Annotated in this window: 9 protein-coding genes; 6 read left to right on the plus strand and 3 right to left on the minus strand. The window is 60.4% G+C overall.

Features of this window, described 5'->3' with window-relative positions; genetic code table 11:
- Positions 1 to 653 precede the first annotated feature (653 nt).
- Positions 654 to 1,667: an endonuclease/exonuclease/phosphatase family protein gene (locus ACZ25R_RS15645; RefSeq protein ID WP_472461481.1), complete on the plus strand. Its 1,014-nt coding sequence runs from the start codon at positions 654 to 656 to the stop codon at positions 1,665 to 1,667.
- Here the strand turns inward: ACZ25R_RS15645 and ACZ25R_RS15650 are convergent, their stop codons facing one another.
- Together ACZ25R_RS15650 and ACZ25R_RS15655 are read right to left on the minus strand one after the other, a co-directional pair.
- Complete coding sequence (locus tag ACZ25R_RS15650; RefSeq protein WP_223611358.1) at positions 1,668 to 1,973, minus strand: NIPSNAP family protein; 306 nt, start codon at positions 1,971 to 1,973, stop codon at positions 1,668 to 1,670.
- Between the two features lie 95 nt (positions 1,974 to 2,068).
- Complete coding sequence (locus tag ACZ25R_RS15655; RefSeq protein ID WP_472461482.1) at positions 2,069 to 3,736, minus strand: electron transfer flavoprotein-ubiquinone oxidoreductase; 1,668 nt, start codon at positions 3,734 to 3,736, stop codon at positions 2,069 to 2,071.
- Positions 3,737 to 4,269: 533 nt separating this feature from the next.
- On the opposite strand from ACZ25R_RS15655, the gene ACZ25R_RS15660 reads away from it, so the two are divergent.
- From ACZ25R_RS15660 to ACZ25R_RS15670, 3 genes are all read left to right on the plus strand, one after another.
- Positions 4,270 to 4,869, plus strand: coding sequence for a hypothetical protein (locus ACZ25R_RS15660; protein WP_472461483.1), 600 nt, complete (start codon positions 4,270 to 4,272; stop codon positions 4,867 to 4,869).
- A 71-nt stretch (positions 4,870 to 4,940) separates the two neighbouring features.
- Positions 4,941 to 5,771, plus strand: a complete 831-nt coding sequence (locus ACZ25R_RS15665) for a uracil-DNA glycosylase (RefSeq protein ID WP_472461484.1) — start codon at positions 4,941 to 4,943, stop codon at positions 5,769 to 5,771.
- A 102-nt stretch (positions 5,772 to 5,873) separates the two neighbouring features.
- Positions 5,874 to 7,121, plus strand: a complete 1,248-nt coding sequence (locus ACZ25R_RS15670) for an MFS transporter (protein ID WP_472461485.1) — start codon at positions 5,874 to 5,876, stop codon at positions 7,119 to 7,121.
- Between the two features lie 3 nt (positions 7,122 to 7,124).
- Here the strand turns inward: ACZ25R_RS15670 and ACZ25R_RS15675 are convergent, their stop codons facing one another.
- Complete coding sequence (locus ACZ25R_RS15675; RefSeq protein ID WP_464663223.1) at positions 7,125 to 8,039, minus strand: DMT family transporter; 915 nt, start codon at positions 8,037 to 8,039, stop codon at positions 7,125 to 7,127.
- 292 nt (positions 8,040 to 8,331) lie between these two features.
- Here ACZ25R_RS15675 and pepN point away from each other — a divergent pair, with 292 nt between their 5' ends.
- Together pepN and ACZ25R_RS15685 are read left to right on the plus strand one after the other, a co-directional pair.
- Positions 8,332 to 10,977, plus strand: coding sequence for an aminopeptidase N (pepN, locus tag ACZ25R_RS15680; protein WP_472461486.1), 2,646 nt, complete (start codon positions 8,332 to 8,334; stop codon positions 10,975 to 10,977).
- A gap of 302 nt (positions 10,978 to 11,279) precedes the next feature.
- Positions 11,280 to 13,625, plus strand: a complete 2,346-nt coding sequence (locus ACZ25R_RS15685; protein WP_464663078.1) for a PAS domain-containing sensor histidine kinase — start codon at positions 11,280 to 11,282, stop codon at positions 13,623 to 13,625.
- The last annotated feature ends 6 nt before the right edge of the window (positions 13,626 to 13,631 follow it).

Raw genomic sequence — 13,631 nt, forward strand, 5'->3', positions numbered from 1 at the left:
AGAGCAAGGCCATTGCCATGGTCGGGCGGCCCATCCTCCCGATACACCGGCTGGCTCGGTGCGTGCTGCTTCACTCTCAAACGCCTGAGTGACAGGCACCTTTGCAAATCCCGCGAAAACAGCAACGCATGCAGGGTTGAATGCTGAGAAGCTCTGCATTTCACGGTTGTTTCAGCCGACGATTTGAGCCAATCCGCAGTCTGCCCGGGGAAAATCGGCTTGGAATTTGGGATAGAATGCCGTATCCTTCTGGAGTGGAGATGGGCTTTCGCCCACCTCCTTTTTCTAGATAGTGAATTGAACCCGGATGACCAGCGACCAGCTAGTCCGGGTTCTTTTCACTTCCAGCGTGATGCTCAGCGGCAGATACCACATCGCGTCACCTCCAGTTTTGAGAGCAAGGCCATTGCCATGGTCGGGAGGCCTATCGTCCCGATGCACCGGCTGGCTCGGTGCGTGCTGCTTCACTCTCAAACGCCTAAGTGATGGGCACCTTTGCAAATCCCGCGAAGACAGCAACGCATGCAGAGTTGAATATTGAAGACGGTGTGCATTTGGAGGTTGCGGCGATGGCGCATCGCTGAATGAGCGGAGAAAGCGATCTGATATTCCGCATCTTGATTGCGTCGCAATTGACCGTTTAATGCGTGACCATGACCACAACGACAAAATCATCCTGGGTGAAGCTCGCGGCCGTGCTTGTACCGGTCCTGCTGTCGGTACCGCTGGTGCTCGGATTTTTCGGTTCCGTGCATCCGGTTTTCGATGCATTCGCGCACTTCCGCATGCACCTCGCCGCGCTCATGATCCTCACGGCACTGCCAGCCCTTTTCATGGGGTTGTGGCGGGAAAGCCTGATGACCATCATTCTGGCGGTCATGGCCCTGTCGACCGTGCTGGCCCCTGCTCCCGCGCCCGCATCAGCCGGGACGCCGCAAGCCGCCACGCCATCCGGCCAGCCGCAATACACGCTGCTGCAGTTGAACCTTCGCTTTGACAATGCCGACCAGACGGAGGTCATCCGTCTGATTGCGCAGCAGAGCCCCGACGTCATCACCCTGCAGGAGGTTTCGGACAGCTGGCGGGCGAAGCTCGCGGCGATCGAAGCGCGGTATCCCTACAATCTCTACTGTCCCAGCAGTAAACGCATCGGTGGTGTGGCGATCCTCTCCCGCCGCCCCTTTGCGCTGGGCACGACGCCGCAATGCATCGGCAACGCCCTTGCCGGCCTCGCCCGGATTGATTTCGGCGGCCGCACCGCACTGGTTGCCGCTCTGCACCTGGACTGGCCCTGGCCGTTTGCGCAACCTGATAATGTTGAGGAAATGCGTGCCTATTTCGAACGGCTGCAGGGACCGATGATTGTTGCCGGTGACTTCAATGCGGCGCCATGGAGCCAAACCGTTCGCCAGATCGCGGCGGCAAGCAAAACCATGCCGGCGGATGGATTGCGCCCGAGCTGGCTGATCAACGGCACGCTGGCAAAAGCGGCCAGATGGATCGGCCTGCCGCTTGATCATATCCTCGTCTCAAGCCGAATCTCGGGCGCAAGCGTCGAAACGCTCGCGCCCGTCGGCTCGGATCACCTGCCGCTGCTCCTGCGGTTTGCAATCGATGCGGCAGCCGATGACGGTCCGGATCTGCAGACCGTGATGCTGACGCAGTGATTATTCGAATACCGGCCTCAGGAAACTGCGTTCGTAGCTGACGATGCTGCGATTGTGTTTTTCCATTTCAAACACCGCCTGGCATTCGGGGTCTTTTGCCATGCGCTGCCGGTATGTTTCATAGTCAGCAAGACTGGGAAAGCTGAACATCGCATAGGCGATGTTGCTTGCCCCTTCGCTCGGCAGGAAATAGCCGTGATGGTTTCCGCCCAGGCGAGTGACGAGCGCGATCCAACGGCGGCCATAGTCCTCGAATTCGGCAAGCTTGTAGGGATCGATGACATATTTGAGATAGCAGGTGATCACGGGCAAACTCCGGGACAGGTCAGTTGATCGACAAAAGACGCGAGCTTTTACCCACGTCTCAATCGGAAAAAAGCCCGGATCAACCGGGCTTTTCATCACATGCTGGTATAGACCGGCCCCTCGCCGCCCTGCGGCGGCACCCAGTTGATGTTCTGGTTCGGGTCCTTGATATCGCAGGTCTTGCAGTGAACGCAGTTCTGGGCGTTGATCACGAATTTCGGTCCGGTGCTTTCCTCGACCCATTCATAAACGCCCGCCGGGCAATAACGCGTCGATGGCCCCGCAAAGACATCGTGTTCCGAGGATTTCTGCAGCGCCGCATCCTTGACAATGAGGTGGACCGGTTCGTTTTCCTCGTGGTTGGTGTTCGACAGGAACACCGAGGACAGGCGGTCGAAGGTCAAGACGCCATCGGGCTTGGGATAGGCGATCGGCTTGTGCTTGGCCGCCGGTTCCAGCGATGCCGCGTCGGACTTGCCATGCTTCCATGTGCCGAAGGGCGACCAGCCGCCGAAAATCGTGTTCAGCCACATGTCGATGCCGCCAAGCACCACACCGCCGACGGTGCCGAGTTTCGACCACATCGGCTTGACGTTGCGCACCCGCTTCAGGTCCTTGCCGATCTCGCTGGTGCGCCAGGCGTTTTCGTAGGAGATGAGTTCGTCATTGGCCCGTCCCGCAGCCAGTGCCGCCGCGGCATGTTCCGCCGCCAGCATGCCCGAGAGCATGGCATTGTGCGATCCCTTGATGCGCGGCACGTTGACGAAACCGGCGGAGCAACCGATCAGCACGCCACCGGGGAAGGACAGTTTCGGCACCGACTGCCAGCCGCCTTCGGTAATGGCGCGCGCACCATAGCCAAGGCGCTTGCCGCCCTCGAACGTGCCGCGAATGGCGGGATGCGTCTTGAAGCGCTGGAATTCCTCGAACGGCGACAGATAGGGGTTCTTATAGTTGAGGTGCATGACGAAGCCGACGGCCACCGTATTGTCCTCGAGGTGATAGAGGAACGAACCGCCGCCCGTCTTCAGGTCGAGCGGCCAGCCGAAGGAATGCTGCACCAGGCCCAGCTTGTGCTTGGCCGGATCGATCTGCCAGAGCTCTTTCAGGCCGATACCGAACTTGGCCGGTTCCTTGCCTTCATCAAGCTTGAACTTGCTGATGAGCTGTTTGGCGAGCGAGCCCCGCGCACCCTCGGCAATGAGTGTATATTTGCCAAGCAGCGCCATGCCGCGCGTATAGGCCGGACCGTGTGAACCGTCCTTTTCGATGCCCATGTCGCCGGTGGCCACACCAATGACCGCACCGCTATCGTCATAGAGAACTTCGGAACCGGCGAATCCGGGATAAATCTCGACGCCCAGCTCTTCCGCCTTGGTGCCGAGCCAGCGGCAGACATTGCCCAGCGAAACAATGAAATTGCCGTGATTGTTCATCAGCGGCGGCATGGCAAAGTTCGGCAGGCGGACGGAGCCTGCCGGCCCCAGAACCAGAAAGTGATCCGTTGTCACGGGTGTCTTGAAGGGGTGTCCCTCCTCGTCCCGCCAGCCGGGCAAGAGCTTGTCGACGCCGATGGGATCGACCACCGCGCCGGAAAGAATATGGGCACCGACCTCGCCGCCCTTTTCCAGCACGACGACCGACAGTTCAGGATTGATCTGCTTGAGCCTGATCGCCGCTGACAGGCCCGATGGGCCGCCGCCGACAATCACGACATCAAACTCCATGCTCTCCCGCTCTGGAAGTTCGTTTGTCTCGCTCATGAAGTCCTCCTGAATGCTATGCCCCGCAAACACTTCGCCTGTGTTTTTCCCATTTGTAACGCAACAATAGCCGTATGACAGAGGCTAGCATCCATTCAAGATGCGGCCAATTGCCCTCATCCTACGACCATTTCCACAATTTATAATTTACCTTAACGTAAACGTCAATATTTTAGCCCCGTGTACGGCGGAATTTCCAAGGCGCGGGAACAGGATAACTGCCGTGACATCAAGGGCGTTTGCCGGTGTTTCTCAGGCGAGATTGCAAGGCCATTGTGCGTGGTTCGACATGCTCACCATGATGGAGAGTGAGAGTTGCAGGGAGCCACATTCTGCGACACCGCAGATGCGCCCTGCAATCAAACCACCTTCCTCATGGTGAGCGTGTCGAACCACGCACCGCGCGCTATGCCATCCGCAGGCAGGTCAACCCAGTTGCGCCTTTGCGCATTTCGTTCATACTCGCCTCCATTGACATGTCTCGCATAAAAAAACTGCTGGTGGATCGGGGATAACCAACAAGCGGGGACGGGATGAGATCACTCTGGATGATCTGGACAATGGGCAGTGTTCTGGCTGTCACCATGATTTTTACCCATTCTGCGGCGCAGGAGCAGAAGAAATGGACGGTTGGGCCCTATAGTTTTTCCGATGAAATGGGCGGGTTCAGCATCCGTTCGGTCAGCGGGACCGGCACAACCGAAGATCCGATCGTCATCACCGAAGAGCTGAATGATATCGTTCCGGTCACGCTCGTCATTCGCAACGCCGGCGTGGGGAAGCCAGGATTCGTGCCGCAGGGTTTTGGCCTGCTGTTCCATCTGCAGATCCGGGCCATCAATGGCAGCGGCCGCCCGTGGCAGGAGTTTTTCTTTGAATTGCAATCGGTGCTTGGGGAGCCGAGCGATTATAGTGACGGGCTGTCCTTCTGCCAGCCGTGCGACAAGACAGGAATGATGCATTCCAATGTTTTTGCCACCTATGAAGATAACCCAGAACCCTATGACCGCCTGACCTTTCAAGACGGCAAGGTTGATCCAAAGGCAAACGCGATCATGGATTTTCCGATTGGCGACTTTACGCCCAAGCGCATCTTTTATCTGGTGCAGGAGCCGCGCATTCCCTCCACCTGACCTTGCAATCACGCGCGCAATTTGCGACTTGAAGGAGAGACCCGCTCCAATCCGGGTTCAAGGATCAGCCATTGCCCGACCTGCGTGAACTCTTGCACTTTTATGCCGAAGCCGGTGCCGACACACCGCTTGAGGACGCGCCGGTCGACCGCTTTGCCGCAGTGGAGCCCGCACGCAAGCCTGTTCAGCCGCCCGCAGCGACGCGCCAAGCAGTACCGCAGGCCGAGCGGCCGCGGCCGGAGCCGCAACCGGTGGCAGCGCCGGCATTGAACAAGACCTCCGTCCCCGACGACACCAAGATTGCACTGGCGCGGCAGCTCGCCTCGAGCGCCACCACACTTGAACAGTTGCGCGAGCAGCTTGCATCCTTCGATGGCTGCAATCTGAAATTCACTGCCAAGAACCTGGTCTTTGCCGACGGCAATCCGCACGCCCCCATCATGTTCGTCGGTGAGGCACCGGGACGCGAAGAGGATCTGGAAGGCGTGCCGTTCATCGGCCGTTCCGGGCAGTTGCTCGACCGGATGCTCGGCGCCATCGGCCTTGACCGCACCGGCGTCTACATCGCCAACACCATTCCCTGGCGCCCGCCGGGCAACCGCACGCCGACGCCGCTGGAAACCGAGATCTGCCGCCCCTTCTTCGAACGGCAGATCGAACTTGCCGGCCCCAAACTGCTGGTAGCCCTCGGCGGCCCCGCCGCCAAGGCGTTGACCCATGCGCCGGAAGGTATTTTGCGGCTGCGCGGCAACTGGAAAACCCACCGCACGGCGGCGGGGATCGACATCCCGGTCATGCCGACGCTGCATCCGGCCTATCTCCTGCGCAATTCAGCCCAGAAGCGCTTTGCCTGGCGTGATTTCATTGCCGCCAAAATACAGTTGCGCGCCCTCACGCAATAATTCATATGCCATGGCGCAAAACTGGAATGACAGTGTCGTAATTTCCGGCTCTGAAGCCCGGTGAAACCTGTACTTTCCGGTGCAGAAACGCAGGGTCCCCATATGTTTCGCCAGCTCTTGCCGATTGCGGCACTGTTGACCAGCACCTTCCTGATGCTGACCGCCGGCGGTTTGGCAGGCATTCTGCTGCCCTTGCGCGCGGGAATAGAGGGCTGGTCGCCGACCACGGTCGGCTGGCTTGGCACGGGCTATGCCCTCGCCTTCACCGGCGGCTGCATTGTCGTTCCGCGTCTGGTGCGCCGCGTCGGTCATGTCCGTGTCTTTGCCGTCCTCCTGACCCTGCTCAGCATGTCGATGCTGCTGCACGGGCTCATCATCGACCCGTGGGCCTGGACCCTGTTCCGGGCGCTTGCCGGTTTCTCGCTGGCCGGCAGCTACATGGTGATTGAAAGCTGGCTGAACGAGCGCGTGACCAACGCCTCACGCGGCATGGTGTTTTCAATCTACATGATCGTGTCGATGATCGGCCTGCTGGTCGGGCAATACATCCTGCCGTTCGGCAATCCGGCGACACAGGCGCTGTTCATGATCGGTGCGCTGATCTATGCCGCAGCCCTCGTGCCAACCGGGCTTTCCAATGCCCAGTCGCCGCGCCCGCTGACCGAGGTTTCGCTCGACCTGCCCGGCCTCTACCGCAAATCGCCCGCTGCGATGATCGGTTCGCTGATTGCCGGTATCATAGCGGGCGCGTGGAATTTCCTCTCGGCGATCTATGGCCGCGAAATCGGCCTTTCCACCTTCGACATCGCCACGATGATTGCCAGCGCCATGATCGGCGGCGCCATCTTCCAGTATCCCATCGGGCGCATCTCCGACTTTGTCGACCGGCGCTATGTGATGGTGGTGGCCGGTATTGTCGGCGTCCTGTTGTCCGTGACGATGATCATCGTGCAGCCTGTTACCCCTTGGGTCATCTATTCCCTGATGTTCGCCTTCGGCACGGTGCTGTTTCCGATCTATTCGCTCAACGTCGCCCATGCCAATGATTTTGCCGAGCCGAGCGAATTCGTCAAAGTCTCAAGCGGCCTGCTGATCGTCTACGGCATCGGCAGCATGATCGGCCCGCAGATTGCCGGGCGGCTGATGGATGTCACCGGCCCCGCCGGATTCTTCATGACCATGGCGGGCTGCTATGCAGCCTACGGTTCCTACGCCTTCTGGCGCAGCCTGCGCCGGGCCCGGCAGGTGCCGTCGGAGCGGCCGGACTTCGTCTACCGCGCGCCGGACAGGCCGCAGACACCGGAAACGCTGCAGCTCAACCCGGCGATCAGCGCGGCCAAGGACGACTAGGGGTCAGCCCTGCGGCGTCGAGGCCTTGCGCGCCCGTGCCCGGGCAAGCCCGAGCTGGCGCTCGCGATAGATGATGAAGATGCCGGCGCTGATGACGATGACCGCACCCGTCATCATTTCGCTGGACGGAATATCGCCGAACAGCATGTAGCCGATGACCAGGCCGAGCAGCATCGACGTATATTCAAACGGCGCGATGGTCGACATGTCGGCATGCCGGTAGCTCTCGGTCAGAAGGATTTGTGCCACGCCGCCGGCAATGCCGGCCATGACCAGGAGTGTCGCCTGCATCGGCGTGGGCCAGACCCAGCCGAAAGGCAGGCTGACCAGCGCGATGACGCTCGAGGCAATCGAGAAGTAGACGACGATGGTCGGGGTGCGCTCGGTCTGGACCAGCCGCCGCACCAGCAGCATGGCGATGGCCGCAAGCCCTGCCCCGCAAAGGGTGGCCAGCGCGCCGATTGCCTCTTCGCCGCCGAATTCGCTTTGACCGGTGAAGAACGTCATGCGCGGCCAGAGAATGATCAGCACGCCGATGAGCCCGACAAACACAGCGCTCCAGCGGTAAAGCCGCACGGTCTCGCGCAGGAACACCGCGCTGCACAATACGGTCAGCAGGGGCGTGGCATAGCTGAGGGCAATCGCTTCCGGCAAAGGCAGCTTGGTAAGGCCGTAGAAACTGGCGCTCATGGCGCTGACGCCGACAAACCCGCGCCAGAAGTGGCTGAAGGGTTCATTGGTCTTGAACGCGACGTTCAGCTGGCCCTGCCACGCGATGAACACGACAACCGGAAAGATGGCGAAGAAGGAGCGGAAGAACACCAGCTGCCCCGCGGGGATGCCGTCCGATGCTTTCAGCAGGCTCGACATGCAGACGAAGACGCAGACCGAAGCGACCTTGAGGCCAATTCCGAGCATGACATTGGTGCTGCGCACCTTATCCGTGAGGGGCGGTCCACCGTCTTTCTGGTGAACGATAGTTGTCACGACTGGTATTCCTTGAGGGAGCGAATGGAGAGAAACAGAATTGATATATCTGTATAGGTTACTTTGACGAATCCTTCCAGATACCAATGCGATCACGTTGCATGTTTCAAGCACATACGGAAGTGAACAAAAGCAACAGCATACGCGGAAAAAACCGGCTGCTTTGTTGTATGCCGGGGCAAACACGGCTACGGTCCGGCACCACAAAAAGGACAGTTTCCCAATGCGTACCGATACCGGCCAGATCTTTCATCTTGAAGATTACAAGCCAACCGATTTTCTTATTCCTGAAACCCACCTTGAATTCTCGCTCCATCCCGAGCGCACCATCGTCAAGTCGACACTGCATATCGAACGCCGGCCGGGCGTTGCCGCCGATGCACCGCTTGTCCTTGACGGCGACGAACTGAAACTCATCGATATCAGCATCGACGGCGTCGCATTGGGCGACAATGCCTATGTCGCAACGCCCGATCGCCTTGAAATCAGCGCCCTGCCCGAGAGCGGCACGTTCAAGCTGCAGATCACCACGGAAGTCAATCCGACCACCAACCGCCAGTTGACCGGCCTCTACCGGTCCAGCGGCGTCTACTGCACCCAGTGCGAAGCGGAAGGATTCCGCCGCATCACCTATTTCTATGATCGCCCTGACCTTCTGTCGGTCTATACGGTCCGCGTTGAAGCCGATGCCGTGGAAGCGCCGCTGCTTCTGGCCAATGGCAATCCGGGCGAAAAGGGTGCTCTGGCCGATGGAAGACATTTTGCCGTCTGGCACGATCCGCACCCCAAGCCCGCCTACCTCTTCGCACTTGTGGCCGGCGATCTCGGTGTCATCACCGACAGGTTCACCACCGCCTCGGGCCGTCCCGTTGATCTCGGCATCTATGTCGAGCACGGCAAGGAGCCGCGCGCGCTCTATGCCATGGACGCGCTGAAGCGCTCGATGAAGTGGGACGAGGATGTTTTCGGCCGCGAATATGATCTCGACGTCTTCAACGTCGTTGCCGTATCCGACTTCAACATGGGCGCGATGGAGAACAAGGGGCTCAACGTCTTCAACGACAAATATGTGCTTGCCGACCACGAGACCGCGACCGACGTCGATTATGCCGGCATCGAAGCGGTGATCGCCCACGAATACTTCCACAACTGGACGGGCAACCGCATCACCTGCCGCGACTGGTTCCAGCTGTGCCTGAAGGAAGGCCTGACGGTTTTCCGCGATCACGAGTTTTCCGCCGACATGCGCTCGCGCGCCGTCAAGCGCATCGCCGAGGTCAAGGGTCTCAAAGCCCACCAGTTCCCGGAAGATGCCGGCCCCCTCGCCCATCCCGTGCGCCCGCGCCAGTTCCGCGAGATCAACAATTTCTACACGGCAACCGTCTATGAAAAGGGCTCGGAAGTCGTGCGCATGATCCGCACCATTCTCGGCGCCGACCTCTTCCGCAAGGGGATGGATCTGTATTTCGAGCGCCATGACGGCGATGCGGCGACAATCGAGGACTTCATCAAGGTGTTCGAGGAGGCCTCCGGCGAGGATTTGAGCCAGTTTGCCCTCTGGTACGACCAGGCCGGTACACCCAATCTCGCCATCACCTATGATTACGATCAGGCGACGCAGACCTTCGAGATCGAGATCGAACAGTCGCTGAAGGCAACCCCCGGACAATCGTCGAAGAAGCCCATGCACATTCCTGTGCAATTTGCCCTGCTGGGCGCCAAAGGGCGCGAGCTGAGGCCAAAATCCGTCAAGGGCGGAACGGTCAAGGGCGATGTCATCCACCTGTTCAAGCGCAAGGAACGGCTGAGCTTTTCCGGCATCACCGAACGGCCGGTGCCCTCCCTCTTGCGCGGGTTCTCCGCTCCAGTCACCATGACCAGTGAACTCACGCGCTCCGATCTGACGTTCCTTGCCCGCCACGACGGCGACGCCGTCAACCGCTGGCAGGCACTGACGCAGCTGCTGACGGCGAAACTGACCAGCAACGCCAAGCGCGTGCGCGGCGGCAAGTCCGCCACCATTGAAAGCTCGTCGATCAAGCTTCTCGGCGAAATCGCCTTCAACAGCAATCTGGACGAGGCCTTCCGGGCGCTGTGCCTTGGCCTGCCGTCGGAAAGCGATATCGCCCGGGAACTCGGCAGCAATATCGACCCCGACGCCATTCTGGGCAGCCGCGAGGCGTTCATTCTTGCCGTCGCCGAAGCGCATGCCGCCAAATTCGATCAGCTGTATGACGATCTCGACCACAGCGGCCCGTTCAAGCCCGATGCGACAAGCGCCGGACGGCGTGCCTTGCGCAATGTGCTGCTCGATTATCTCAGCGCTGCCGACGGCAGCCCGAAACGCGCGGCGGCCCAGTTCAGCCATGCGGACAACATGACGGACCGCGTCGCGGCACTGGCGGTGCTCGTGCAGCGGTTCGGCGACAGCACCCAGACGAAGAATGCGCTCAAGGCATTCGAGGATCGCTTCGGCAATGATGCCCTCGTCATGGACAAATGGTTCATCGTCCAGGCGACCCAGCCGGGCGAAGGCGCCCTGGCCAGGGTGCGCTATCTGATGACTCACAAGCTGTTCTCGCTCGACAACCCCAACCGGACACGCGGCCTGATCGGCGCCTTCTCCAGCGGCAACCAGACCGGGTTCAACCGTGCCGATGGCGAGGGTTACAGGTTCTTCGCCGAGACCATCCTGACCGTCGACAAGAAGAACCCGCAGCTTGCGGCGCGGCTCCTGACAGCCATGCGTTCCTGGCGCTCGTTCGAGGCGGTGCGGCGCGAGCATGCGCGCGAGGCCCTGGCCTCCATCGCCGTGGTCAAGGACCTCTCCGCCGACGTCAGCGACATCGTTCAAAGGACGCTTGCCTGAGCCTGTTTCACACCGGTTTTGCCTGAAGATTCGGCTGTCTCTTCCCCGTTTTGATGCCCCGGCCGGTTATCCACCGGCCGGGGCATAGTTTTACCCCTCGCCGGCCTTTTCCGGACGTGGAGTCTTTTCAAAGGCTTAGTCGAATCGGCTGCAAAACTGATTCATGGCTGCCACAATGATTGCTAAATATTTAACAAAAGGACTGGACACACCGAATCAGTTTTGATTCACTACAGGTGCTTCGGATGTGCGGCGTGGCGAAGCAAATCACTGATTATACAGGCAATTGAGGGGGCCATTCGATGGCAAATGCGGACGCGTATCGCGCGCCGACGGGGAAGGATTATGCCGGAAAGCGGGAGACTGCGCGGGGGCGCACCCGTCTTTCCGGTCATATCAAACTTCTCGCTGACCCTGCCTACGGCAAGCTGCTGGCTGCCGAGCCTTACCTGCGCCGTGCCATTCCGCCGCTGATCATTATTTTCCTCATCATCCTCGCAACGGCCCGCGCGATGTCGCTCCTGTCCTGGCGCGACGATACGGAGCGGACGGCCCGGGCCACGCTGGCGCTGGCCGCGAACCACATGGCGAGCATCATCGACAACCGGATGAAGGCCGGCCAGAAACTCGACAGCGGCGAGCTGCAGAACATCATCGCCGAGATGCGTTCCAACGACCTCATCCCGCACGGCATGTGGATCGCCATTGCCTCGGGTGAATCGAAGATCGTCGCCTCGTCGGATGGCGGCGACCGCTGGCGCGACAAGAATCTGGAAAGTTTTGTCACCGACGGCCAGCCGCTGTTCCTGTTCGGCGAGCGTGCCGGGGTGATGGAAGTGCGCATGAACGGCACGACGGGCCTTGCCGCGTTCAGCCGGACCGGCAGCGGCGGTTATTCCGTCTTCGTCATGCACCCGGTCGATGCGATCTTTGCCGAATGGCGGCGGATGATATCCGTCAATGTCACCCTGTTCGCCGGAACCGCCGCGATCATGCTGGTGGTCCTCTATGCCTATTTCAGCCAGTCGGCCCGGGCGCAGGATGCCGATGCGCTCTACCAGCACACCCAGGCGCGGGTGGATACGGCGCTGGCGCGCGGACGCTGCGGGCTGTGGGATTGGGACATGGCGCGCGGCCGGGTCTACTGGTCGCGGTCCATGTATGAAATGCTCGGCTATGAAGCCTATGACGCGATCCTGTCGCTGGGGGATATTTCATCCATCATCCACGAGGACGACGACAAGCTGTACGGTCTGGCCGCACAGGTGGCAGCGGGCGAGATCAGCCAGATCGACCGGGTGTTCCGCATGCGCCACGCCGAGGGCCACTGGGTCTGGATGCGGGTACGCGCACAGGTTGCCGATGCCACCGTCGGCGACACGCATCTCGTCGGCGTCGCCGTCGATGTCAGCGAACAGCACCGTTTTGCCCAGCAGACCGCACAGGCCGACCAGCGCATCCGCGAAGCCATCGAGAGCATTTCCGAAACCTTCGTTCTCTGGGATGCGGACAATCGCCTCGTCATGTCCAACAGCAAGTTCAACGAATATTCCGGCCTCGCCAATGAATGCCTGCTTCCCGGCATCGGCAGGGATGAACTGGAGCCGCGCATCCGCGCCGTTGCGTTCGAAAAGCGCATGGCCAATGAACATGGCCGTGCCGGTGCCCTGACCTTCGAACGGCAGCTGGCCGACGGCCGCTGGCTGCAGGTCAATGAACGGCGCACGCAGGATGGCGGTCTGGTGTCGGTGGGCACGGACATTACCCAGTTGAAGGTGCACGAAGAGCGGCTGGTCGACAGCGAGCGCCGCCTGATGGCGACCATTCACGACCTCAGCCTTGCGCGCAAATCCGAAGTCGAGCGCACGCTCGAACTCACCGAACTCAACAGCAAATATGCGGTGGAGAAGGAACGCGCCGAGGCCGCCAACCGGGCGAAATCGGAATTTCTCGCCAACATGTCGCACGAATTGCGCACGCCGCTCAACGCCATCATCGGCTTTTCCGAAATCATGCATTCCGGCACGTTCGGGCCGCTCGGTTCCGACCGCTACGAGGAATATGTGCAGGATATCCATACCAGCGGCAATTACCTGCTCAATGTGATCAATGACATTCTCGACATGTCGAAGATCGAGGCCGGTCACTTCTCGCTCGACCGGGAAGAGATCGACCTTTGCCCGCTGATCAACGAGACGGTGCGCGTCGTCTCGCTGCAGGCGCTGAACAAGGACGTGAAGGTGGAAACAAAAATCGCCGACAGCGTCACGCTCAATGCCGACCGGCGGGCGATCAAGCAGATCCTGATCAACCTTCTGTCAAACGCGGTGAAATTCACCGATACGGGCGGACGCATCTCGGTGCGGGCACGCAAGGTATCTGGTGCGCTGGTGTTCACCATTGAGGATACGGGCTGCGGCATTCCGAAATCGGCGCTGAAGAAGATCGGCCAGCCATTCGAACAGGTGGAAAACCAGTTCACCAAGACGCATACGGGTTCGGGCCTCGGGCTCGCGATTTCCCGCTCGCTGACCGAGCTGCATGGCGGCGCGCTGAAAATCCGCTCGACCGAGGGCGTCGGCACCATCGTGTCCGTGCGCATCCCCACCCGGACCATCGGCCCGGTGCGGGAGGAATGGCGGGTTTAGAACGCT

Source organism: Phyllobacterium sp. RCAM01083, assembly GCF_055685835.1.

Coding starts and splice junctions, on each gene's coding strand:
- ACZ25R_RS15675 (WP_464663223.1), bottom strand. CDS start 8,039: ATGCTCGGAATTGGCCTCAAGGTCGCTTCGGTCTGCGTCTTCGTCTGC.
- pepN (WP_472461486.1), top strand. CDS start 8,332: ATGCGTACCGATACCGGCCAGATCTTTCATCTTGAAGATTACAAGCCA.
- ACZ25R_RS15655 (WP_472461482.1), bottom strand. CDS start 3,736: ATGAGCGAGACAAACGAACTTCCAGAGCGGGAGAGCATGGAGTTTGAT.
- ACZ25R_RS15670 (WP_472461485.1), top strand. CDS start 5,874: ATGTTTCGCCAGCTCTTGCCGATTGCGGCACTGTTGACCAGCACCTTC.
- ACZ25R_RS15660 (WP_472461483.1), top strand. CDS start 4,270: ATGAGATCACTCTGGATGATCTGGACAATGGGCAGTGTTCTGGCTGTC.
- ACZ25R_RS15645 (WP_472461481.1), top strand. CDS start 654: ATGACCACAACGACAAAATCATCCTGGGTGAAGCTCGCGGCCGTGCTT.
- ACZ25R_RS15685 (WP_464663078.1), top strand. CDS start 11,280: ATGGCAAATGCGGACGCGTATCGCGCGCCGACGGGGAAGGATTATGCC.